The organism is Streptomyces sp. NPDC052236 (genome assembly GCF_044548015.1).
In the GTDB taxonomy this organism is placed as follows: domain Bacteria; phylum Actinomycetota; class Actinomycetes; order Streptomycetales; family Streptomycetaceae; genus Streptomyces.
In genome coordinates this window covers 1-22,814 of sequence record NZ_JBIUBL010000032.1, presented here as the reverse complement: position 1 = coordinate 22,814, position 22,814 = coordinate 1, and the positions used below count along the sequence as shown (strand labels likewise).

The following is a 22,814-nucleotide window of genomic DNA, read 5'->3' as shown; positions in this document are numbered from 1 at the left end:
ACAGCCTGTAAGGAACACTCATGTCTGCTGCCGCCGACGGCTTCCGCATGCCCGCCGAGTGGGCCCCGCACGAGCGCACCTGGATGGCGTGGCCGGGCCCGAACCCGACCTTCGACGACCCCGAGGACCTCGCCGCCGCGCGCATCGCCTGGGCCTCGGTCGCCCGTACGGTGCGCCGCTTCGAGCCGGTGACGGTGGTGTGCGGCCCCGGACAGTCGGCCGAGGCGCGCGCTCTGCTCGGGCACGGCATCGATACGGTCGAGCGGGACCTCGACGACGCCTGGATGCGCGACATCGGGCCCACGTTCCTCACCAACGACGCCGGTGAACTCGCTGCCGTGGACTGGACGTTCAATGGCTGGGGTGCTCAGGACTGGGCGCGCTGGGAGCACGACGCGAAGATCGCCGTGTACGTCTCAGACCTCGCGGGCTCGGCGAAGACGTACACCTCGGAACTCGTCAACGAAGGCGGTGCCATCCACGTCGACGGCGAGGGCACGGTCATGCTGACGGAGACGGTCCAGCTCGGGCCGGAACGCAACCCGCACTGGACCCGCGAGCAGGTGGAGGCCGAGATCCACGCCCACCTCGGCACCCGCAAGGCGATCTGGCTGCCGCGCGGCCTCACCGGCGACTACCCCCCGTACGGCTTCGGCACCCTCGGCCATGTGGACATCGTCGCCGCGTTCGCCCGTCCCGGTGTGGTCGTGGCCCATGTGCAGCCGGACCCGGCCCACCCCGACCATGAGGTGACGCAGGAGGTCGTCGGCCTGCTGAAGGCGCAGACCGACGCCCGCGGCCGCCGCCTGGAGGTCGTCGAGGTGCCCGCCCCGACCGTCCTGGAGGCCGACGGCCACTGGGCCGACTACTCCTACATCAACCACTATCTCTGCAACGGCGGCGTCGTCCTGTGCGGCTTCGACGACCCCCGGGACGAGATCGCGGCCGGCATCTTCCGCCGGCTGTTCCCGCAGCGGACGGTGACACTGGTGGACGCGCGGGCGATCTTCGCGGGCGGCGGCGGCATCCACTGCGTCACGCAGCAGCAGCCGAGGGCTGTGGTCAGGTAGAACTTACGGGTGGATGTGCTGACCTGTGTCACCCGCGGAACACGGCTGCCCCGGCCGCTGCGGCTGCGGCTCCTGCCCGAGGTGCCGACCCGCCCGGAGCACGACGGCCGCAAGAACCCCAATGGCTCCATGGGGGACCCCGACGGGCCGGGGTTCATGATGACCGCCGGGCCGCGCGACACCTTCGTGGTCCACGCCGAGGAAACCCGCGGCCGTCTCTGCGCCGACCCCGCCTCGCAGGAGATCGGCTGCTGCGGTGCGCCGGGGAGTGCGGCATGACCGCCCGGGGAGCCCGCCGCCGCACCCCCGCTCCGCCCCGCGAGGACGTGCTCGCCGCCGCCATGGACATGATCGCCGAGCGCGGCCTGGAGAAGCTCACCATGGCGGCGCTCGGCCGTGAGGTCGGTATGAGCAGCGGCCATCTCCTCTACTACTTCCGCTCCAAGGACGAACTTCTGCTCCAGGCCCTGGAGTGGAGCGAGGGCCGGCTCGGCGCCGAGCGCGGCCGACTGCTGACCCGCACCACGTCCGCGCGTGAGCGGCTTGACGCGTACGTCGACCTGTACGTGCCCGACGGCCACCGGGACCCGCACTGGACGCTGTGGCTGGAGGTCTGGAACCGCTCGCAGAACGCCGACGACGCGGCCCGCGACCGCCAGGCCGCGATCGAGGGCGCCTGGCACCGCGACCTGGTGGCACTGCTGGCGGAGGGGGTGTCGAGGGGCGACTTCCGGCCGGTCGACCCGGACCGTTTCGCCGCCCGGCTGCGGGCACTGCTCGACGGGTTCTCCATCCATGTGGCGATCGGGCTGCGGGGCACGGACCGGGCGCAAGTCATGCGCCACGTACGGGAGTTCCTGGACGACGGCCTCCTAGCGGACTCCTGAGTCCACGTCCAGGTTGTACGCAGCACTGCGGTTGACCCTGTAGCGCGTGGTGCGTTTGCCTCGTAGGAGCCCCCGGCGCCGAACTGGGGGGAGCCGGTGGAGCCGGGGGAGGAGCGTCCACGGGACGCCGGGACACGGGAAACGCGGGGACACGGGGAAGACAGAGGGGAACATGCTGAGAGTCGCACGTGTGTCAGGCGTCTCCTTGGGGGCGGCGCTGCTGCTCGCGCTCACCGGAACGGCCGCGGCCGCCGCGCCGCATCCCTGCGCTGCAAGGCCGCAGCCCACCGACTCCCACCGGCACCCCCGGCCGCCCACACCTGCCCGGTCTGTCAGGGCTTCTTCACCGCCAACCCCTGCCTGCGGCAGGTCTGTTGCTCGCCCGACTGTCGACGCGACGCCGAGAAGCAGCGCCATCAGGAACGCGATGAACAACGGGCCGTCCGCCTCGGCGAACTCAGGCACGAACGGCTCCGGCAGCCACGGGTGTTTCTGCACGACCGGTGGAAGCCCTGACCCCCACAGCCGTCCGGAACTGCCCGCACTGCGATCAGCCCGTCATCATCGTCGCCCTGCTGGCAACCCCCGAAGCGGCCCGGCCCTCCATCACCAACCGGGTTCCCGACATCACCCCTCTCCGTCGGACTCGGTGATGGACTCCGTCTGACCGTCACCGATCAACAGGACCCGGAGACCTTCGGTCGCCGGGTCCTCACACAACGTCAGGACTCTCGAGGGTGCACGGGAACCCGCCCACACGATTCGCTCGATTCCATCGTCTTCACACTTGAATCGAGCGCATGGATCGGGCATTGTGCTTGAAACAAGCGCAATGCGTGCCGTTCGCTCAGGAGAGAGGTGCTGGATGGACGACATCGACCGGGCCATCCTGCGGGAGCTGCAGGTCGACGGCCGGATCCCTTACGCCGATCTGGGTCCGAAGGTGGGGTTGTCACCCTCGGCCGCGAGGCTCCGGCTGCAGCGGCTGATCGACACCAAGGCGGTCCAGGTCGTCGGAGTGACCGACCCGATGACGATGGGTCAGCAGACGATGGCACTCCTGGGCTTGCGCATCGACGGCGATCCCCGGGCGGTCGCCGATGAACTGTCCCGGCACGACGAAGTCGTGTACACGGTCCTGACGGCCGGCGGCTTCGACCTGTTCGCGGAGGTGGTGTGCCCTCAGCCTCGGGATCTTCTGGACTTCATCAACGACGTCGTGCGGCCCGTCGAGGGTGTCGCATCCGTGGAGAACTTCCCCTACTTCGCGATTCACACTCACCGCTTCTTGTGGCACGTCGACTGAGGCATCCGAGCGTCCGAGCCCTGTTCGCCCGCACCAGCCGAGGAACCTGCATGCTGCCCGACGAGTGCCGCACGATCGACTTCTTCACCAAGGACGCCCTTCCCGCACCCCGCATGGCGCCGGCCGAGGCTGAGCTCATCGCTGCCGAACACCTCGGCATCACTGCTCGCGCGCAGGCGCTGGGCAGCCAGCAGGACGCCAACTTCCTGCTGAACGCCGACGACGGGACGCCCGCGGCGATTCTGAAGATCGCCAACCCCGCCTTCGGCACGGTGGAGATCGAAGCCCAGGACGCGGCAGCCGACCTGATCGCCTCGGCCCGCCCGGAACTGCGCATCGCCACGGTCCTGCGCCGCCCTGACGGCACCCCGCGGCGCACGACGGTGGACACCGAGAACGGTCCGGCCGTCGCGCGCCTGCTGCGCCACCTGCCCGGCGGCACGCTCTCGGGACCACGGCACCTGTCCCCCGGCACCGTGGCGGGCATGGGCACGATCGTCGCAAAGGTCAGCACCGCCCTGCGCGACTTCCGGCACCCGGGCCTCGACCGCGTGCTCCAGTGGGACCCGCAGCACGCCGATCGCGTCGTCGCCAAGCTCGCCGGGCACATCGACGAACCCGACCGGCGCACCGCCGTCCAGACCGCGACCGCCGAGGCCTGGGCCCATGTCCGGAAGCTCGCCGCCACGCTGCCGTCGCAGGCCGTGCACCTGGACCTCACCGACGACAATCTGATCCGCTGTCCCGACAGCCGCCCGCCCATGCCGGACGGGGTCATCGACTTCGGTGACGTGACCACAAGCTGGGCGGTCGGCGAACTCGCCGTGTCACTGTCCTCGATGCTCCACCACGACGGTATCGAGCCTCACCACGTGCTGCCGGCCGTCCGCGCCTTCCACGCCGTTCGGCCGCTCTCCCCCGAGGAAGCTGAGGCGGTGTGGCCGATCGTGGTCCTGCGCGCCGCCGTCCTGGTGGCCAGCGGGCGGCACCAGGCCGCCGTCGACGAGGACAACGTCTACGCCAAGGCCGCACTCGACCGCGAATGGCGCATATTCGAACAGGCCACCTGGCTGCCCCTGCCGGTGATGATCCGCCTCATCAGGGACGCGACCGGCATGGCCGACGTGCCTGCCCGGACCACGCAGGCCGATGCGCCGGTGCGCCCTCTCCTGCGGGACCTCGTCGCCGACGACATCACCCTCCTCGACCTGTCCACCGACGCCGATTCCATGGACCACGGAGCCTGGACGGACGCCGGCACCGAGGCCCGGCTGGTGACCTCCGCGCTCGCGGACGGAGCGGCCGCCGTCGCCACCCGGTACGCCCATGCGCGACTCACTCGGACACCGGCGCTGTCGACGGTGTCCACCGCCACGGTGTCCACCGGAATCGACCTCTGGCTCGGCCGGGATGCCGTGGTGCAGGTGCCCGCCGCGGGCAAGGTCCTCGCTGCGGCGCCGGGCCACGTGGAACTCACCTACGGCGCGCAGGCGCTGTCGCTGTCCTTCCCCCGCGCGGTCCAGCCCGTGGTCACCACCGGTGCGACGGTGCAGGCGGGCGAGGACATCATCCACCTCAGCTCCGGTGCCTCGGTCCACGTTGCGCTGCGCGACGCCGACGGCCCCGTCGCCCCGCGCCTGGTCCGTCCCGAGTACGCCGCCGGCTGGCTCGCGCTCACCGCCGACCCCGCCCCGCTCCTCGGCCTCCCGGCCGACTCCGACCGTACGCGCGAGAGGGACCTGCTCGACCGGCGTGACGCCGCGTTCGCCACCGTGCAGGAGCACTACTACGCCAACCCTCCGCGTATCGAACGTGGTTGGCGCCACCATCTGCTGTCCACCGACGGCCGGTCGTACCTCGACATCGTCAACAACGTCACTCCATTGGGCCACGCCCACCCCCGCGTCGAGCAGGCGGTCTCCCGGCAGTTGCGGCGGCTCAACACCAACTCGCGCTTCCACTACGCCTCCGTGGTGGAGTTCAGCGAGCGCCTCGCCGCCCTCCTCCCCGACCCTCTGGACACGGTGTTCCTCGTCAACTCCGGTTCGGAAGCGGTGGATCTGGGCCTTCGCCTGGCCATCGCGGCCTCCGGCCGGCACGACGTCGTCGCGCTGCGCGAGGCGTACCACGGCTGGACGTACGCCTCCGACGCGGTCTCCACCTCGCTCCAGGACAACCCGAACGCCCTGGCCACCCGCCCGAGCTGGGTGCACACCGTGGACTCGCCCAACTCCTACCGCGGCCGCCACCGCGGGTCGGATGCCGTGCGCTACGCACCCGAGGCCGTCGCGGTGATCGACGAACTGGCCGCTGCCGGCCGCCCGGCGGGAGCATTCATCGGCGAGACCTTCTACGGCAACGCCGGAGGAGTCGCCCTTCCCGACGGCTATCTCGCCCAGGTGTACGCGGCGGTACGGCGTCACGGCGGCCTGGCCGTCGCCGACGAGGTCCAGGTCGGATACGGCCGTCTGGGACACTGGTTCTGGGGCTTCGAGCAGCAGCAGGTCGTCCCTGACATCGTCTGTGTCGCCAAGGCCATGGGCAACGGACACCCCCTCGGCGCCGTCATCACATCGAAGGCGGTCGCGGACCGGTACCGTGACCAGGGCTACTTCTTCTCCTCCACCGGCGGCAGCCCTGTCTCCAGCATCGTGGGCCTCACCGTCCTGGACACCCTGCGCGACGAAGACCTCCAGGGCAACGCGGCGCGCGTCGGCGGCCATCTGAAAAGCCGGCTCGAGGCACTGGCCGACCGCTACGGCATCATCGGCGCCGTCCACGGCTCGGGCCTCTACCTCGGCCTCGAACTCGTCCGGGACCGCGCCGGCCTGGAACCCGCCACAGAAGAGACCGCCGAACTCTGCGACCGCATGCTCGACCTCGGCGTGATCCTCCAGCCAACCGGGGACCACCTCAACATCCTCAAGATCAAGCCACCGCTGTGCATCGACACCACCGCAGCCGACTTCTTCGCCGACATGCTTGACCTGGCCCTCACCCAACTCGGCCACTCCCGCTGACGCCGCACATCCGCAGGCCCGGGGCCCGGCGGCGTGTACGGCATCCATCCGAGCCGCTGGACGCCCAGGCCCCGGCTCCCGCCGATGACCGGAATCGCATACATGCGTGAGCGGCAACTCCCCGGCGCAAACCACCTCAGGGTCTGGTGTTGCGACCACCTCTGGAACCCAAGCTGACAAGCGGGGCTGGCTCACGCTGTCGAAGCCAGTCCCTCCAGGACGCGTTCGGGACGCGTTCGGGACACAAGGACAGGAACAGACCGACAAGGACTGAGCAGCTCCGGCCTGGCTCACCCGGTCTGGCCTGCAAAAACGCCAAAGACGAGCGTTGATCGGCAAGGACCGCCAAGATCCTCAAAGGACTCATAATCCGTCGGCCGTGGGTTCGAGTCCCACCCGCCCCACCGCGTGTTACCTGTGCAGAAACGATCTGACCAGCGGGTTGGCTGGTCGGAGGCGCAGCGGCAAGATCTTGGCGGCCCTACTCGATCATGGTTTTATGACGTTGAGGCCGAAATTGAGGCCGCCGAGTTCCCCAAATCGGACATGTCTGGCCATTGGTGGATTGATCTCAGACGTCGCGGGTGCGCCGTGCGCCAGCTTCGCGACCGCAGTGCGAGGTCTGGCGTCTGCGAACGTGATCCGCGCCAGTGCTTTGGTGGCGGTCCTCAGATTCTCTGCGCCCTACAAAACAACGATCGAGTTGCAGGTTGGTCCAGCGGCCGCGGTCGGCATGAGCGTTCGGACCTCCGTCAGGGGCCGGTCGAGCCGTGCGAGGAAGCTCGCCTTTTCCTTCCCCGGCACGGACGTCACATCAGGCAGGGTGAATCCGCCGACGAGTTTCGCCGCCCGCGGACGCTGTATCGAGAGCGGATCCGCCGCCATATCCTTGGGCCGGAAACGGCCCGTACAGGGAACTGCCCAGACCTCGCCCCGCCACCTCCGGCGGGTAGTCCTGAGCGGTGGCGCGGCCGATGTTGGCGATGTACCTTGATGGCATACATTATGGATGCTGGAGGTGCTCGATGTCCGTCACACAGATTGATCTCGATGACGAGGCACTCGCCGAGGCCATGCGGTTGATGGGTGTCACGACGAAGAAGGAGACGGTCAACGCGGCCCTGCGGGACTACGTGTCACGGATCAAGCGGCTTGATGCCGCCGAGAAGCTGGCCGCGCGCGGTGCGCGCGGCGAGTTCGAGCAGGCCGCGGCGGCGCATGACGCAGGAAAGCGTGCCCGACGCGAGGCCTTCGAGTGATCACATATCTGCTCGACACCTCCGCCCTGTGGCACCTGTTCCGCACCCCCGGGGCATTGCCGCCGTGGGAGGGGCACATCGCCGCCGGGGTGTTCCGTCTTTGCGAGCCGACGCGCGCCGAATTTCTCTACTCGGCAACCAGCCCGTCTCACCGGGACGAGCTGGCGGAGGAGTTGGACGCGCTCTGCCTGCTCTCTCCCGTTCCGAAGAATGCCTGGCGTTGGGTCGACACGGCCCAATACAAACTGACCCAGCGTGGCCAACATCGTGCGGCAGGAGCGATCGACCTGCTGGTGTGTGCGACCGCGGTCCACCACGGGCACACTGTCCTCCATGTGGACAACGACTTCGTGACGGTGGCGGGAGTGCTCAAGGAAGTTCAGCAGCGAGACGTACGAGCCTGATCTCGTGAGGCCGGTCCACGTTGTCGGCCTGTGGGCCTCTCGTTGATCGATACCCAAGTCACTGTCCCAGAACTGCGAACCTGGTCGGTCCCCTGAGCACAGAACGCAGCCGGGCCAGCAGCCCATCCAGGCTGATGCCGACCTCGCGGCGCACACCCGCCGCGGCCTGCGAGATCTGCAGGGCCCGCCACAGCTCCAGTGTCTTGGGGTACATCTCAAGACGCGGTGAGGCGGCCGCCCCCGCCGAGGCTGCGGCAACGAGTGTGACCAGCCGGGCGTCGGGCAGCGGGTCCATGCCCTCGGGTGTGCCCACGGCACGTAGGTCGCGCAGCGCCGCACTCCGGTCGGGAAGGGGATCGGTGGCAGCGATCCTCTCGGCCGCGTCACCCAACGCTATGGCGTACGCGGCGAGTTCATCCGATGTCGGGTCGTCGGAGCCGTCCAGCGACTCCAGGCCACGATCAGCCGCCCCCGGCGCCGAAACTGTGCGAGTCGGGGCTCGTGCTCCTCGTCGCGGCCGGTGAGCAGCGTCTCGGCCGTGACCGCCGCCCGTGCGACGGCGAGCGCGGCGGCCTCCGTGCCCTCGATGGTCTCGCTCTCCGAGCCGTGACCGGCGGCGAGCACCCGGGCCAGTTCGCGGGCGGTCATCACGCGGCCGGCGTCACGAACGGCGTCGACCAGTTCACCGCACAGGATGTCCATCCAGCCTGCCTCGGCCCAGTCGCCGATGGCTGAGCCGAGGTGCTTGGAAACCGTGTGCTCAGAGGCTTTGACCGCCTCCGCGACCTGCCGGTTGGTCGGCCAGGTACCGACTTCCGAGTTGCCGTCGAGCCCGAGCCAAGCCGCGACCACTTGCGGCCGCTTATTGTCCTTGCGGCCTGTCGGCACCGGGTTGAGGAGGGCCGCGAGCCGCTCCACGTTCTGCCGGGTCTCGTGCTGTGCGCTGAGCTTGTCATCCGTGGCCGGCCAGACAGCATCAACCGGCCTTACCGGCACGGCAGTCGGGGCCTTGGACTTCCTCGGACGGAGCGCCGCTGTCCACTGCCGGTGCCGCCGGTTGAGCTCCTTCTTCACGACCGCGCCGATCCCGCGCTTGTTGCGGAAGCGAGGCAGCGGTACGTCGAGTAGTTCGCCGACCGTCACCGCGCCGAGTTCCTCGGCCACCGCCGCCGCCCGCTCGGTCAGCCCCGCGTCCCTGAGCGTGGTGGAGAGCTTCGCCTTGTCCGCGTACAAGTCTCGGATGTCGTCCTCGGACAACCCCTCGGGCAGCCCGCCGACCCCCAGGAGCGACACGGTGTCCGTGGTCGGAGGCGGCTGGGTCGCACCGCTTGCACGGATCGGCACGAGGCTACCGAGGGCTGTCGGCTGACCGAACGCCTTGTCCGTGACCGGCAAGGCGTCGTCGGTTGCCTCGTGTCCCGGAGCCAGACCGCCCAAGGCCCGCCCCGGAATCACGGTCTGCGGGGCGCTGGGGGAGCGGGGTGAGCAGCAGGGTCCTGCTCACGCGCCCTCTCGCCGTGTGGCCGGCCACGCTCGGGGCGGCTGACACGCGGCGAGCGAGGCTTCATCGCGTGGATGGCCCCGCGTGGCATCGTGGCCGCGGCCAACGCCTCGACCTTCTCCTCCGGCCTGGTCACCGCGGCCCGGCGACATCACCGGCATGCTCGGCCCGGCACCAGATCGCCCCACCGACAGTCATCGGCCTTCCGGATCCGCCTCCCGGTGAGGCGAGAGCGAGCGGCGGACGCGGCGGCCCACCGCTTGGGAATGCGCCGTCCTCACGCCCTGGATAGGGTTGACAAGAAGGGAAAAACACGCCAGAACGCACCGCCGACGGGTTCGTGGTCGACGATGGAACGGATGGCAACCATGACCGCATCAATTGTCACCCCGCAGGATGCCCGGACCATCCAGCCCGGTGCCTCGGGCGCGGATGCGAAGACGGCCGGCGCGGCGGCTGAACGCGCTCTTGCACACAACGCCGTGACTCTTGACGTGTTCGGCGCGCGCCTTGAACTGCCCCCTCCCCAACAGCTCGCCTTTCTCGCCGGAGTTGGCGTACTGACCGCCCTGGATATCCTCGATTGGCCGGTGGCGCTGGTCCTGACGGTCGGACACCAGCTCGCCCACAGCCATCACAGCCAGGTACTGCGCGAGTTCGGCGAAGCCCTGGAAGAAGCCTGAGGCCGCCTTTCCCACCTACGTGGCCGCCGCCGACGCGGACAGCGCCGTCGGGGTATCCCCGGCGGTGTCGCGCGGCAGCCGATGAGGGCCGCCAGTTACCCGATGGCCCCGCACCAACTGTCACTTCCGCACCCCATCGGAGTCTTGGTCTGTGGGGCGGAACGTCCTGCTGTGTGACCGTGACCGTGATCTCGAGATGCCGCTGGATCCACGGGAGTGGCTGCCGCCCGAGCACGTGTGCTGGAAGGTGCTCGGCGTGGTCGGAGAGCACGGTCTTTCGGCGTTCGAAGGCAGCTATCGGGCCGACGGCCAGGAAAGGGCGCTCTGTCCTCCGACGAATCTGGTCGCGCTGATCCTGGCGAGTCCGCTCGCCGACCGGGACGCGTAGGTGTGCATCCGCGCGGGCGTGCTGATCGCGATCGGCATCGGACTGTGGCAGTCAACAAGGCGGTGCTCAAGGCCCGCGGCGAGGACCAGGCCTGAGCCGAACCGCCCGCCCGAGTTGCCCCGGCGTCCGCTGCCACCGTCCCCGCCGGTATGCGGGCACACCGGACAGCCCGGCCTTGATCCGTCAGGAGCAGGCGGGCAGGCGCGAATTGTACCGGGATCAGGGCAAGTTCCGACGGAATATGTCCCAACTCACCTCACTCACACACCACCGTTACGTAACTTCTCCGTCACTGCCGCACAACAGTGCGCCACACGCTCAGGCGGAGAGGAAAGTCCGCGTGCCCGGAATCGACGAGTGTCTGCTGGAAGCCATGTTGGTGCCGGGCGCGCGCGGAGCGGCCGTCGTGGACTGGATCAGCGGGTTGGCGCTCGGCTCGGCAGGTGAGCCGTCAGGCGGCGACCACGAGGCGACCGCCGCGGAGACGGCAGAACTGGCCAGGATGGCCACGGAGTACAGGGCGTTCGCCCCCGACGAGCCGACCGGGGACTCCAACGGCGGCGAAGCCAAGGGGCCGCCGGTCGAGGACCTCATCGTCACTACCCGCACGGGTTATCACGTCGTGCGGTTCGTGGAGACCACCTTCGACAGCAGCGTGTTCCTGCATCTGTGGCTCGACCGGGAGCTGGGCAATCTCGCACTGGCCCGACTGCGTCTCACGGATCTCGCCGAGCGGCTGGTGCTCGGATGAGGGCGGCCGTCTCCCCGATGCTCGTACGGCTCGCGGACGAGCGGGCCACCGGCGTGCTGGTACGCGAGCACGGCCTCCTCTATCTGGTCGACGGCCAGATCGTCCATGCCGAGAGCCCGGCGGCGCCCGGCCTCGACGTTCTGCTGACCGTGAGCGGCCGGCTGCGGCCCGAGCAGTGGGAGGACGCGGTCGCGCAGGCGGGCGCGCAATGCGAGGTCGCACGCTTTCTCGTCGACAGCGGCCAAGTGGCCGACGGCGAGCTGGAGATCTGCCACGTGGGCGCGCTGTTCGACGCGGCCTTCTTCGCACTGGCACCGGGCAGCGGTCCGACCCGCTTCCGCTACGGGGTCGCCCACTGGATCGGGACGGTACGGCCGGTGCCCACCCAGGTCGTCGAATGTGAGGTCCGGCGGCGCAGTCGGCTGCTGGACTCCGTGTGGCCCCACCCCGAGGTCGACACCGCTCCGGTGGAGCGCAGCCCGCACACCACAGGGCTGTCCGTCAGCCCGCGTCAACAGTCCCTCCTGAACCTCGCCGACGGCATACGCGCCCCGGCCGCTATCGCCTGGAAGCTCGGCCGTCCCACCTTCAACACGCTGATCGAGGTGCGGAGGCTGGCCGCAGCGGGGCTCATCGAGACGCCCGCCGCTCCGGCCGTGCCCACCGAACCCACCGTATTTCCCGAGATCGCGGAGCCCGTCGCCATGTTGGACTCCGCCCTGCTACGCCGACTCCGCGACGCACTGGAGGCAAGCCTGTGACGCACCGCTCCATCCATCGGGTCTTCCGCACACCGTCATGAGACGCGCACTGAGGCTGCGCGCCGAGAGGAGACAGCTCATGACGGCCGAGTCCGATGTGCTCCGTGAACTGAGACGGCTCCGCGTGCGGGTGCCGCAGCTGACCGGGGTACTGGCCGCCAGCGCGGACGGTCTGGTGCTGGCGGCGGACGCTCCTGAGGCGGAGAGCGTCGCCGCGCTGACCGCAGCAGCCCTCGGCGTCGCGCTGCGGCTGACCGAGGCCACCGGCCAGGGCGAATTCCGTGAGCTGCTGGTCCGGGGCGACCTGGGATATGTCGCGACCTACGCGGCGGGCTCCTCGGCCGTCCTCACCCTCCTGGCCGAGCCACGCATCAACGTGGGTCGGCTCCACCTCGAGGCCCGCCATTCCAGCGCCCGCATCGGCGAGCTGGTCGACTGCGCCCTCGAACGACCGGAGAACACCTGACCCATGACCGCAACACCATCACGCACCCCCAACAGACGGAAAGGAAGTGCGCCTCTCATGGCCAACACCGAAACCGCCCTCAAGGAAGCCATCACTGTCATCGATGGTGCCCTGGGCGCCGCACTCGTCGACTACACCAGCGGAATGGCCCTCGGCACCGTCGGCGGCGGAAAGGATCTGGACCTGACGGTGGCCGCCGCGGGCAACACCGATGTCGTACGCGCCAAGGTGCGCACCATGGAGCAGCTCGGGCTCAAGGACAACATCGAGGACATCCTGATCACCCTCGGCACGCAGTACCACCTGATCCGGCTGCTCAAGGGTCGTGGGACCAATGGCCTCTTCCTCTACATCGCGCTGGACAAGGACCGGGCGAACCTCGCCATGGCCCGGCATCAGCTGAAGAAGATCGAGGCCGAGCTGGACGTCTGACGCGCTGTCGGCCCCTCCGCCAGTAGTGCTGGGGTAGTGAAGCGCCAGGGTTGCGGCAGGCGGTCGTCGCACGGATCGGCAGGCCCCTCGGAGACACCGGGACTCCTGCCACACGCCGACGCCCTGGCCGCGGTATTCCGGCAGCAGCCGCTGTTCAACGAATCGATCAAGTGGAGCTGCTGAACGCTCGTGCGTGAGAGCACCCGGGCCACTGCTCCTGCGCCCGCGGGGGTGGTCCCCGCATCGAGCAGGGCCACGCAGCTTGCCCTGGTCGTTAGCCCATTCGTAGGAATGGCCACTGAGGCTCCGCCCCCGAGCACCGGGGCGGAGCCTCTGCGGGGGAAGGGCAATCCGCTGCGGGCGGGTTCGAAACCCTTTCCCGAGCCGGCGGGGACCGATCAAGATCATGTTCGAGGGGCTGCCGGCCGGAGGACCCGTACTGGCACTGGTACCGGTACGCAATGGTCGGCTGTCGTGAGTGCCGGGCCGGAAACCGGCCCGTACAACTGCGAACCTGATCGGTCCCCCGAGCGCAGCCGTCGTACCGTCCGGGGTGGAGCTCACCCTCAGCGGGCGGGTTCAGGCGTCGGGGGTGTGCGCCGTGGGTTCACCGGCGCGCAGCAAAGCGTTCAGCCCGCGGTCGAGGCCGTCGAGTTCCTCGTCGGTGAGGCCGGCGATCAGGCTCGTGAGGGTGGCCGCGAGCTCGGTGAGTGCGGCGTCGGCGACCCGGCGGCCATCGTCGGTGAGGGTGATCCGGAAGCTGCGGCGGTCGTCCGCGTCGAGGGTGCGCTCCACCAGCCCGGCCTTCTCGAGGCGGTCGAGCCGCTTGGTCATGCCTGCTCGCGACATCATCAACGCGGCGGACAACGCCGACGGGCTCAGGGTGTACGGGGCTCCAGTGCGCCGCAGTGTCGCGAGCACGTCGAAGTCGCCCTTCCCGACGCCGTGACGTTCGACAGCTCGCCGGCCGGCCGGACCGATGACGGTCTCGGCGACGAACGACAGTCGACCGACGATCGCCAGCGCGGACATGTCCAGGTCCGGCCGTTCGCGTAGCCAGCCCTCGACGATTTGGCCCATCAGGTTCGCGCCGCTCTCGCTCATGGCGAGCATTCTATTCGCTCGAAGATAGTTAACTGGAGTACTGTCTCCTGGCGAACTGTATTCGAGCGAAGTAGTTCCGGAGGCTGCCATGCGAACTCTCATCCGTGACGTCCGTGTCTTCGACGGCGAACAGGCCGTCGCGCGCGCTGATGTTCTTGTCGTAGACGACCGAATAGCCGAGCCGGATGGCCGCCGAGCGGACGTCGAGCTCGACGGCACGGGCAGAACGTTGCTTCCGGGGCTGATCGACGCACACACTCACACCTTCGACGGCAGCCTCGCGCAGGCGCTGACGTACGGGGTGACCACCGAACTGGACATGTTCTGCCTGCCGCCGAACCTGGCGCGGCAGCGCCTTCTGGCCGCCGACCGCGACGACGTCGCCGATCTGCGCAGCGCCGGAGTCCTCGCCACCGCCCCGGGCGGCCACCCGTCGGGAGTCATGGCGGCGGTCGCGCCCCATCTGGGGCGCCCCGAGGACGCGAACGGGCCGTTCGAGACGATCACGCGGCCCGCCCAGGCCGCTGCGTTCGTCGCGGCCCGGGTTGCCGAGGGCAGTGACTACCTGAAAGTCGTGATCGACGACGGCGCGACGGGCTGGGCCCCGGTCCTCACCCTCGGCCCCGACACCGTCAAAGCCCTGGTCGATGCGGCGCGCGCCGCCGGGCTGCGCACCATCGCGCACGCGGTCACCTGCAAGGAGACCGCGATCGCGCTGGACGCGGGCGTGGACGGCCTGGCCCATGTCTGGGCCGACACCGCCCCGGGCGATCCGGCCGCCGACGAGCTGGCCGAACGGGCCGCCGCCCAGGGCGTGTTCGTGGTCAGCGCGATCGTCAACTACGAGGTGAGCGGCGGCAGCCCGGACCGGGTCGCCAACGCCGGCCATGTGGCCGGCGCACTGCGCCGGGCGGGGGTGCCGCTGCTGGCCGGAACCGATGCCAACCCGTTCGCCCCTCTCCACGGCGACGGCCTGCACCGCGAGTTGGAACTGCTGACCCGGGCCGGCCTCTCCCCGCGCGAGGCGCTGGCCGCGAGCACCAGCGTCCCCGCCCGCCACTTCGGGCTGGCCGACCGTGGCCGCATCGCCCCAGGCCTCCGCGCCGACCTGGTGCTGGTCGAGGGCGACCCCACCCGGGACATCGCCGCCACCCGCGCCATCACCGACGTCTGGCGACGCGGCGTCCGGCAGTCCCGCTGACGAGGCCGACGACATGCCCTGCCCGCCCGGACTTCCCAGGAGCACCTTCATGCCCTCACCACCCCGCCCCACCCAGCGACTCATGCGGATCACGCTCCCACTGCAGTCGGCGGTGATCCTGGCGCAGGCGGTCACGGCGGGCCTCCTGCTGGCCTCCGTGCCCGTCGGACGGAACCTGCACGGCACGATGGCCGGTGCCGTCGTGCTCGCCGTGCTGCTCAACCTGCTCGCCGCGGTCCTGGCCTGGCGGCCGGGCGGCGCCTCGCCACGGCTGATCCTTCAGAGCACGCCCATGCTGCTGTTCACCTTGGCGCAGTTGTCGCTCGGCTACGCCCACGTCCGCGAGCTGCACGTGCCTGTCGGCGTGCTGATGTTCGGCGCCAGCATCATGCTGCTGATGCGGTCATGGGACGACTGCACGCCGGTGCGGGGCGGTCAGGCGTCATGACCCTCACCAGACGGCAGACGCTCAGACTCCTGGGGGGATCGGCCGTGGCACTGCCGGCCCTCGGTCTGGGAGTGCCTGCCCTGATGGCGACCGTCATCGGTGAGAGGACCGACACGGTGGGCAAGGTCTCCTTCACCAACCCGGTACACGCGCCGCCACTCGCCGAGTCCCGGATCGACAACGATGGGCGGCGGGTCTTCGACCTGACCATCCGGCAGGGACGGCGGGAGTTCATCGCCGGTCGGCGCTCGCCCGCCTGGGGGGTCAACGGCGACTACCTCGGCCCTACGCTGCGCGCCGGGCGCGGCGAGAAGGTGCTGGTCAACGTCTCCAACGACACCGGGGAGTACACCTCCCTGCACTGGCACGGCATGCACCTGCCGGCAGCGATGGACGGCGGCCCTCATCAACTGATCGAACCGGGCGCGACCTGGTCGCCCACCTGGGAGATCGACCAGCCCGCAGCCTCGCTCTGGTACCACCCGCACCTGCACGGAAGCACCGCCCAGCATGTCTACCGCGGTGTGGCCGGCATGTTCCTCATCGACGACGAGGCCATGGCCGGGCAGCTTCCCGGTCAGTACGGAGTCGACGACGTTCCCCTCATCGTGCAGGACCGGCGGTTCACCGACGGGGTGCTGGACCTCGACGAACCGATGGCCGGCACCACCGGCTTCTTGGGCGACGAGCTGCTGGTCAACGGGGTACGCGGACCCTACCTTGCCGTCACCACTGAGCGGATACGGCTGCGCCTGCTGAACGGCTCCAACGCGCGGGTGTACAACTTCCGCTTCGCGGACGGCCGCTCGTTCCACCAGATCGCCTCGGACGGCGGGCTACTGTCTGCCCCGCATACCACCGGACAGATGCAACTCGCCCCGGGCGAGCGCGCCGAGATCGTGGTCGGGATCGAACCCGGCGAGCGCGTGGTGCTGCGCAGCGAGGACCCGGCCACCGGCGCCGGATTCGTCCAGCACGACGGTGGTCCAGACCGCTTCGACGTACTGGAACTCCGGGCGGCGCCCGAACTCACCGAATCTCCCCCGATCCCGGCCCGGCTGGCCGACGTGCCCCGGACAGCGGAGGCGTCGGCCACCAGGACTCGCACCTTCGAGCTCGCCGAACACATGATCAACGGCAGGCTCATGGACATGGGCCGCATCGACGCCGAAGCGCGCAAGGGCACCACCGAGATCTGGAACGTGCGCAGTGGCGACGGCACGCTGCACAGCTTCCACGTGCACGATGTCCAATTCCAGGTCCTCTCACTCAACGGTGAGCAGCCGCCCCCCGAGCTCTCCGGCTGGAAGGACACCGTCCTCTTGCCTCCCGGCACGGCAGCACGGCTCATCATGCGCTTCGCGGACTACTCGGACCCGGACATCCCGTACATGTTCCACTGCCACATGCTCTACCACGAAGATCAGGGAATGATGGGCCAATTCGTCGTTCTCGGCCCGGGCGAGCGCGCCGGCCGCGGAAGCGGACCCCACCGCACTGCGGTGGGCCATCAGGCCGCGGCGGAACTCACGCCGCGGCGAGGTCGGCCCACCGGGTGATCCCGTCGGAGTCGACGCGTACGCCGTGCCGGACCGACAGTGCGGCAACGATGCCGAGGCCCCGGCCGTGCTCGTCCGCGTCGGCTTCGGTGGCCGGCTCTCTCGGGCCGCCCACGGATCCGGTGTCGGTGACGTCGACGCGCAGGGTCCGGCGGCCGTCGACCCGGAACCGGGAAAGGCGCAGGGTCGCCGGGGGCAGGGCGTGCAAGAGGGCGTTGGTGACCAGCTCGCTGGTCACCAGGAGCACGTCCTCTGCGATGTCCAGGAGCCCCCACTCCTCCAGGACCTGGCGTACCCCTCGGCGTACGACCGCGACGGCTTCGGGCGCCTGTGGCAACGCGCAGACGTGTTCGACTGCCTCCTTCAGCACCGTGTCCAGTTGTAGCGCCATGGGGCCCTCCTCTCCGTGAGCGGTCCAGTCCGATTTGGCCGACTGTGTACGGTAAAGACGGATGCCTCCTGGAGTCAATGAATCCCGTTCGGCATTACCGAACGAGGCGCCCCGCACCGGATAGAATCGCCTCATGGCCGGCCCGGTCCAGTCGATCGAACGGGCAGCGGCGATTCTGCGCCTGCTCGCCAGTGGCCCGCGCAGACTCGCCCTCGGCGAGGTGTCGGCGTCCCTCGGACTGGCGAAGGGCACCACGCACGGCATCCTGCGGACGTTGCAGCACGTGGACTTCGTCGAGCAGGACCCGGCCACCGGGAAGTACCAGCTGGGCGCCGCGCTGCTGCATCTGGGTACCAGCTACCTCGACGTCAACGAGCTCCGCTCCCGCTCCATCAACTGGGCCGACGCCCTGGCCGCCCGCAGTGGCGAGGCGGTGCGGCTCGGGACCCCGCTCGAGGGCGAGGTGCTCATCGTCCACCACGTCTTCCGCCCGGACGACACCCTGCAGACCATGGACGTCGGCGCCCTGCTGCCGCTGCACGCCTCCTCTCTGGGCAAGGTTCTGCTCGCGTACGGGACCTCCCCCATCGGGCCGGTGCCGCAGGACGGGCTGGAGGCCTACACCCGGCACACCCTCATCACCGCGGAGACCCTCACCCCCGCACTCACTCAGATCCGCGAGCTCGGATGGGCTCCCGAGGTCGAAGAGATGACCATGGGCGAGGCCGGGATCGCCGCGCCGATCCGCGGGCTCGGCGGCCTCGTGGTGGGTGCCATCGGCATTTCCGGACCGGTCGAGCGGATCTGCGACCCCCAGGGCCACCCCCAGCCGCATCTGATCACCCAGGTCCGCAACGCCGCACGGGCGATCTCCCGAGATCTGGGGGCGGCCCGCTGGTGAGCTCGCCACTCTCCTTCTCATAAGGGAGGCATGATCATGGTTCAGCGGTATGTGATGTCAGTCGACCAGGGCACCACCTCCACCCGATGCATGCTGTTCGACCACGGCGGGCGGCTGATGTCTCTCGCACAGCGCGAGCACCGGCAGCATTTCCCCAGGCCGGGCTGGGTCGAGCACGACGCCGTCGAGATCTGGCAGACCCTGCGGCGCGTGATGCCGCAGGCGCTTTTGGACGCCGGCGTGGGCGTCGACGAGGTCATCGCCGTCGGCATCGCCAACCAGCGTGAAACCACCGTGCTCTGGGACCGCCGCACGGGGACACCGCTGAGCAGGGCGATCGTCTGGCAGGACACCCGTACCGCTCCCCTCATCGAGCACCTGAAGGGCACCACGGGGGACAACTTCTTCCTCCAACGCTGCGGCCTGCCCCTGACGAGCTACTTCTCGGCGCCGCGGATCCGCTGGCTGTTCGACCACGTCGACGGGCTCCAGCGGCGCGCCGAGAACGGCGAGGTGCTCTTCGGCACGATGGAGAGCTGGCTGATCTGGAATCTCACCGGCGGCCCGGACGGCGGGCTGCACGTCACGGACGTCACCAACGCCAGCCGCACCATGCTGATGAACATCGACACCCTCGCCTGGGACGAGGAACTGCTGGAGTTCTTCGGGGTCCCCGAAGCGATGCTGCCCGAGATCCGCTCCTCGGCCGAGGCCTACGGAGCCGCCCGTTCACTCCTGCCGGGCGTACGGATCACCGCCGCCCTGGGTGATCAGCAGGCGGCCCTGTTCGGGCAGACCTGCTTCGCACCGGGCGAGGCGAAGTGCACGTACGGAACCGGCAGCTTTCTGCTCCTCAACACGGGCGCCGGCCCCGTGCGGTCCCGGCACGGAATGCTCACCACGGTCGCCTACAAGATCGGTGACCAGCCCGCGGTCTATGCCCTGGAGGGTCCCATCGCCGTCACCGGCGCACTCGTCCAGTGGTTCCGTGACCGCCTGGGACTGATCACAACCGCCCCCGAGATCGAGACTCTCGCACGCACCGTCGAGGACAACGGCGGCTGCTACATCGTCCCGGCCTTCTCCGGCCTGTACGCGCCCCACTGGCGCAGCGACGCACGCGGCGTCATCGTCGGTCTCACCTCCTACATCACCAAAGGCCACCTGGCCCGGGCCGTTCTGGAGGCCACCGGCTGGCAGACCAGGGAAGTCGTCGACGCCATGAACGCCGATTCCCCGTCCCCCCTGAAGGAGCTCAGAGTGGACGGCGGAATGACCTCCGACAACCTGCTCATGCAGTTCCTGGCCGATGTGCTCGACGTACCCGTGGTACGGCCCATGGCCGCGGAAACCGTGTCATTGGGCGCCGCCTACGCCGCGGGCCTGGCCGCCGGGTACTGGCCGGACCTGGAGGTGCTGCGCCGCAACTGGCACCGGGCCGCCCAGTGGCTGCCGCAGATGGATCCGCGGCGGCGCGAATCGGAGTACGACAACTGGCAGCGGGCCGTCGAGCGGTCACTGGGGTGGATCAAGCCTCGGGAAGCCCACTGACCTGTCCTCCTCAGAAGCGACCGCCCCCGCGGTACAGGTCCAGTTCGCCGTCGAGTTCCACGGCGAGCACCGTCGCGTGGTCGTCGAGGTCGGCAGCCGCCGGTGGATCGATCCACAGCACCCCCGGGGCCTCGTGGAGGCCCCCGATGACCTGGTGGCCGAGTTCCGTTCCGGCGCCGAGGGCACGCACGCGGCGTACGGGCGTACGCAGTCCCCGTACGCCGACGGGGCCGCGCGGGATGTCGAAGACCGTCAGGTAGAGCGTGTGGCGGTCGGCCGAGAGAGTGCTGGGGCCGTAGTGGTGCCCGGCGGGCAGACCCGCGACCGTGCCGTACACCGCCTCGGAGTGCCGGGCGATCCACGCGCCCATGCCTTCAAGGCGTTCGACCTGCTCGACGGGGATGGTGCCGTCCTCCTTCGGGCCGACGGACAGCAGCAGATTGCCGCCCGCGCCGATGGTCTCGGTGAAGTAGCGGATCAGCTGACCGGTCGACTTGTAGTTGTGGTCGTGGTGGCGGTAGCCCCAGGAGTCGTTGAAGGTCAGGCACAGCTCCCAGGGACCTTCGGGGGCCACGATTGGCACGCCCTGCTCGGGTGTCGCGTAGTCGCCCTCGCTGAGCATCCGTGCGTTCAGTACGCAGTCCGGGACCTCGGAGCGGATCAGCTCGGCCAGTTCACGGATGCGCCACTGCTCCTCGGTGCGCTCCCACTCGCCGTCGAACCAGAGGAGGTCGGGGCGGTAACGCGTGCACAGTTCCCGGACCTGGCCGTCGCGGTAGGCCAGATAGCGCTCCCACGCCTTCAGGTCCTCCTGCTCCTTGGGGACCTCGGCGTACGGGTTGTTCTCCTGATCGGGTGGCCGGCCCTCGTAGCGTGTGGAGGCGTAGTCGGGGTGGTTCCAGTCGTTGTGGGAGTAGTAGAGGCCGACCTTCAGGCCCCGCTCCCGCAGGGCGTCGGCGTACGGGCCCACCAGGTCGCGGCCGGCGGGTGTGCGGCTCACGACGTTCAGGTCACTCAGCGCCGTGTCCCACAGGGAGACGCCGTCGTGGTGGCGGCTCGTCAGCACGGCGTAGCGGGCGCCGACGCGGGCGAAGAGAGCGGCCCACTCGCGGGGGTGGTAGGCCGAGGCCGTGAACCCGTCGAGCTGCCCCATGTACTGGTCGTGGGGGACATCGCCCTCGAAGAACGACCACGACTCCTGTACGCCGTCGACGGCGTAGATGCCCCAGTGGATGAAGATCCCGAACTTCGCCTCACGGAACCACGGTTGCATGGTCATGCCTCAGCCCCTGCTCAGGCGGAGGGTGAGGATCTGGAAGGGCCGCAGGTCGACGGTGACGCCGCCGTCGTCGGTCACCGTCACCGGCTGCGCGTCGGCCGACGGGCGTTCCAGGAGGTCGGTGACCGTGGCCCCGGTGTGCGCGAAGCCGGGGCGCACCGTCGTGCGGGTGCGGCCGCCGAGGGATTCGTAGAGGCGGACGATCACGTCGCCGGAGCGGTCGTCGGCGAGCTTGACCGCTTCGACCACGGCGGCTGGGCCGTCCGTGGTGACCAGGGGTTCCATGGCTGTCCCCGTCGTGGCGACCCGCAGCGGCAGGTTCAGCGCGTACCCCTCGGCGATCGCGTCCCGCACGGTCGCGCCGGGCAGCAGCGCGTACGTGAACCGGTGTCTGCCCTGGTCGGCCTCGGGGTCGGGGACGCGCGGGGCGCGCACCAGGCTGAGGCCGACTCTCGTGGTCGTACCGCCGTCGGCGCGGGTGGTGCGGCCGACGTCGTGCCCGTACGTCGCGTCGTTGATGACCGCGACGCCGTATCCGGGCTCGCCGACATGCACCCAGCGGTGGCCGGAGACCTCGAACCGGGCCGCTTCCCAGCTGGTGTTGGTGTGCGTGGGCCGCTTGACGTGGCCGAACTGGATCTCCGCGCTGGAGTGGTCGGCCCGCAGGTCCACCGGGAAGCCGGCCTTGAGGATCTTCTCCGCCTCGTGCCAGTCGATTTCCGTCTCGATGTCGATGCGCCGGCTGCCCGCCCGTACGGTCACGGTCTGGGCGATGCGGGATCCCTTCCCGAACGCCCGCTCCACGCGCAGTGCGGCCCGCAGGGGGCCGTCTTCGACGACGGTGACCGACTCCGCGCCGAGCAGGTCCGTGTACCGGTTGCGGTAGTGCTTGTCGATGTCCCAGGCGTCCCAGGAGTTGGGGAGGTCCGTGTGGAGGCGGAGGAGGTTGCCCTTCTCGCCGGGGGCCAGGACCTCGCGGTCGGCGGTGAGGTCGCGTACGGAGGCGAGGGTGCCGTCCTCTCCCACCTCGACCCGGACCAGGCCGTTGTCGAGGATTCGGCCGGCCGTGACGGTGACCTCCTGCGGGGGCGCCGCGTTGCCGAGGGGGGCGGTGCCGTTCGCGGGGACTGCGGTGTAGGCGAGGGTTCCGGCTGGTGTGCCGATGACCTCTGTACGGTCGAAGGGGCTCGTGTTGTACGCCCAGTTGCCGTGGCCGTGGCCGTGGTCCTGCTGCTGTGCCACAGCGGCGACGGCGTCGCCCGTCAGCTGCTCCAGTTCCTTCGCCACCCTCGCGTACTCCGCCTCCGCCTCCTGATGCACCCAGGCGATGGACGACCCCGGCAGGATGTCGTGGAACTGGTGCAGCAGCACCGTCTTCCACAGCTCGTCCAGCTTCTTGTAGGGGTACGCGTAGTCCGGTGCGTGGAGCGCCGCGGTCGTCGCCCACAACTC

Annotated in this window: 24 protein-coding genes; 18 read left to right on the top strand and 6 right to left on the bottom strand. The window is 69.7% G+C overall.

Annotated features, from left to right (window positions below):
* Nucleotides 1-20 precede the first annotated feature (20 nt).
* From ACIHCQ_RS37235 to ACIHCQ_RS37205, 7 genes are all read left to right on the top strand, one after another.
* Nucleotides 21-1,070 (top strand): agmatine/peptidylarginine deiminase, encoded by a 1,050-nt coding sequence (locus tag ACIHCQ_RS37235; protein WP_399672721.1) that lies wholly within the window; start codon nucleotides 21-23, stop codon nucleotides 1,068-1,070.
* Between the two features lie 9 nt (nucleotides 1,071-1,079).
* Nucleotides 1,080-1,349: a hypothetical protein gene (locus ACIHCQ_RS37230; RefSeq protein ID WP_399672719.1), complete on the top strand. Its 270-nt coding sequence runs from the start codon at nucleotides 1,080-1,082 to the stop codon at nucleotides 1,347-1,349.
* On the top strand, nucleotides 1,346-1,957 hold the full coding sequence (locus tag ACIHCQ_RS37225; protein WP_399672718.1) for a TetR/AcrR family transcriptional regulator: 612 nt from the start codon (nucleotides 1,346-1,348) through the stop codon (nucleotides 1,955-1,957). The genes ACIHCQ_RS37230 and ACIHCQ_RS37225 overlap by 4 nt, the downstream gene beginning before the upstream one ends.
* Nucleotides 1,958-2,822: 865 nt before the next feature.
* Nucleotides 2,823-3,263, top strand: a complete 441-nt coding sequence (locus tag ACIHCQ_RS37220; RefSeq protein WP_399672715.1) for an Lrp/AsnC family transcriptional regulator — start codon at nucleotides 2,823-2,825, stop codon at nucleotides 3,261-3,263.
* Nucleotides 3,264-3,313: 50 nt separating this feature from the next.
* A complete protein-coding gene (locus tag ACIHCQ_RS37215) occupies nucleotides 3,314-6,283 on the top strand; it encodes an aminotransferase (RefSeq protein ID WP_399672713.1) in 2,970 nt (989 codons plus the stop codon).
* A gap of 1,025 nt (nucleotides 6,284-7,308) precedes the next feature.
* Nucleotides 7,309-7,542, top strand: coding sequence for a type II toxin-antitoxin system VapB family antitoxin (locus tag ACIHCQ_RS37210; RefSeq protein WP_399672711.1), 234 nt, complete (start codon nucleotides 7,309-7,311; stop codon nucleotides 7,540-7,542).
* Entirely contained in the window at nucleotides 7,539-7,946 is a 408-nt protein-coding gene (locus ACIHCQ_RS37205) for a PIN domain nuclease (RefSeq protein ID WP_399672709.1), read from the top strand. The genes ACIHCQ_RS37210 and ACIHCQ_RS37205 overlap by 4 nt, the downstream gene beginning before the upstream one ends.
* Nucleotides 7,947-8,004: 58 nt before the next feature.
* Here ACIHCQ_RS37205 and ACIHCQ_RS37200 read toward each other — a convergent pair whose 3' ends face one another.
* Both ACIHCQ_RS37200 and ACIHCQ_RS37195 read right to left on the bottom strand, forming a co-directional pair.
* A complete protein-coding gene (locus ACIHCQ_RS37200) occupies nucleotides 8,005-8,337 on the bottom strand; it encodes a hypothetical protein (protein WP_399672707.1) in 333 nt (110 codons plus the stop codon).
* A gap of 2 nt (nucleotides 8,338-8,339) precedes the next feature.
* Nucleotides 8,340-9,239, bottom strand: a complete 900-nt coding sequence (locus ACIHCQ_RS37195; RefSeq protein WP_399672705.1) for a hypothetical protein — start codon at nucleotides 9,237-9,239, stop codon at nucleotides 8,340-8,342.
* Nucleotides 9,240-9,806: 567 nt separating this feature from the next.
* On the opposite strand from ACIHCQ_RS37195, the gene ACIHCQ_RS37190 reads away from it, so the two are divergent.
* From ACIHCQ_RS37190 to ACIHCQ_RS37165, 6 genes are all read left to right on the top strand, one after another.
* The gene (locus ACIHCQ_RS37190; protein WP_399672703.1) at nucleotides 9,807-10,130 is read left to right on the top strand and encodes a hypothetical protein; all 324 of its coding nucleotides are present in this window, start codon (nucleotides 9,807-9,809) and stop codon (nucleotides 10,128-10,130) included.
* Between the two features lie 196 nt (nucleotides 10,131-10,326).
* Complete coding sequence (locus tag ACIHCQ_RS37185) at nucleotides 10,327-10,518, top strand: hypothetical protein (protein WP_399672701.1); 192 nt, start codon at nucleotides 10,327-10,329, stop codon at nucleotides 10,516-10,518.
* A 340-nt stretch (nucleotides 10,519-10,858) separates the two neighbouring features.
* On the top strand, nucleotides 10,859-11,269 hold the full coding sequence (locus ACIHCQ_RS37180) for a hypothetical protein (protein WP_399672700.1): 411 nt from the start codon (nucleotides 10,859-10,861) through the stop codon (nucleotides 11,267-11,269).
* Nucleotides 11,266-12,030: a transcriptional regulator gene (locus ACIHCQ_RS37175; protein WP_399672698.1), complete on the top strand. Its 765-nt coding sequence runs from the start codon at nucleotides 11,266-11,268 to the stop codon at nucleotides 12,028-12,030. The genes ACIHCQ_RS37180 and ACIHCQ_RS37175 overlap by 4 nt, the downstream gene beginning before the upstream one ends.
* Before the next feature lie 79 nt (nucleotides 12,031-12,109).
* Nucleotides 12,110-12,496: a roadblock/LC7 domain-containing protein gene (locus ACIHCQ_RS37170; protein WP_399672696.1), complete on the top strand. Its 387-nt coding sequence runs from the start codon at nucleotides 12,110-12,112 to the stop codon at nucleotides 12,494-12,496.
* 57 nt (nucleotides 12,497-12,553) lie between these two features.
* The gene (locus ACIHCQ_RS37165) at nucleotides 12,554-12,928 is read left to right on the top strand and encodes a hypothetical protein (protein ID WP_399672694.1); all 375 of its coding nucleotides are present in this window, start codon (nucleotides 12,554-12,556) and stop codon (nucleotides 12,926-12,928) included.
* Between the two features lie 579 nt (nucleotides 12,929-13,507).
* Here the strand turns inward: ACIHCQ_RS37165 and ACIHCQ_RS37160 are convergent.
* Nucleotides 13,508-14,032 carry a MarR family winged helix-turn-helix transcriptional regulator gene (locus ACIHCQ_RS37160; RefSeq protein WP_399672692.1) on the bottom strand — a complete coding sequence of 175 codons (525 nt, stop codon included), beginning with the start codon at nucleotides 14,030-14,032 and terminating at the stop codon, nucleotides 13,508-13,510.
* A gap of 88 nt (nucleotides 14,033-14,120) precedes the next feature.
* Here ACIHCQ_RS37160 and ACIHCQ_RS37155 point away from each other — a divergent pair, with 88 nt between their 5' ends.
* From ACIHCQ_RS37155 to ACIHCQ_RS37145, 3 genes are read left to right on the top strand one after another with little or no spacing between them, the layout of a single operon-like run.
* A complete protein-coding gene (locus ACIHCQ_RS37155) occupies nucleotides 14,121-15,233 on the top strand; it encodes an amidohydrolase family protein (protein ID WP_399672690.1) in 1,113 nt (370 codons plus the stop codon).
* Between the two features lie 49 nt (nucleotides 15,234-15,282).
* Nucleotides 15,283-15,681 (top strand): hypothetical protein, encoded by a 399-nt coding sequence (locus ACIHCQ_RS37150; RefSeq protein WP_399672688.1) that lies wholly within the window; start codon nucleotides 15,283-15,285, stop codon nucleotides 15,679-15,681.
* A gap of 44 nt (nucleotides 15,682-15,725) precedes the next feature.
* On the top strand, nucleotides 15,726-17,240 hold the full coding sequence (locus tag ACIHCQ_RS37145) for a multicopper oxidase family protein (RefSeq protein ID WP_399672686.1): 1,515 nt from the start codon (nucleotides 15,726-15,728) through the stop codon (nucleotides 17,238-17,240).
* Here the strand turns inward: ACIHCQ_RS37145 and ACIHCQ_RS37140 are convergent.
* Nucleotides 17,209-17,631: an ATP-binding protein gene (locus ACIHCQ_RS37140; protein ID WP_399672684.1), complete on the bottom strand. Its 423-nt coding sequence runs from the start codon at nucleotides 17,629-17,631 to the stop codon at nucleotides 17,209-17,211. The genes ACIHCQ_RS37145 and ACIHCQ_RS37140 overlap by 32 nt on opposite strands.
* A 133-nt stretch (nucleotides 17,632-17,764) precedes the next feature.
* Here ACIHCQ_RS37140 and ACIHCQ_RS37135 point away from each other — a divergent pair, with 133 nt between their 5' ends.
* A complete protein-coding gene (locus tag ACIHCQ_RS37135; protein ID WP_399672682.1) occupies nucleotides 17,765-18,532 on the top strand; it encodes an IclR family transcriptional regulator in 768 nt (255 codons plus the stop codon).
* A 36-nt stretch (nucleotides 18,533-18,568) separates the two neighbouring features.
* Nucleotides 18,569-20,083: a glycerol kinase GlpK gene (gene glpK, locus ACIHCQ_RS37130; RefSeq protein WP_399672831.1), complete on the top strand. Its 1,515-nt coding sequence runs from the start codon at nucleotides 18,569-18,571 to the stop codon at nucleotides 20,081-20,083.
* Nucleotides 20,084-20,093: 10 nt separating this feature from the next.
* On the opposite strand, the gene ACIHCQ_RS37125 is transcribed toward glpK, so the two are convergent.
* Entirely contained in the window at nucleotides 20,094-21,362 is a 1,269-nt protein-coding gene (locus ACIHCQ_RS37125; RefSeq protein ID WP_399672679.1) for an alpha-L-fucosidase, read from the bottom strand.
* Between the two features lie 3 nt (nucleotides 21,363-21,365).
* Nucleotides 21,366-22,814 (bottom strand): alpha-mannosidase (locus tag ACIHCQ_RS37120; protein WP_399672677.1); only part of this gene is annotated, 1,449 nt, incomplete at its 5' end.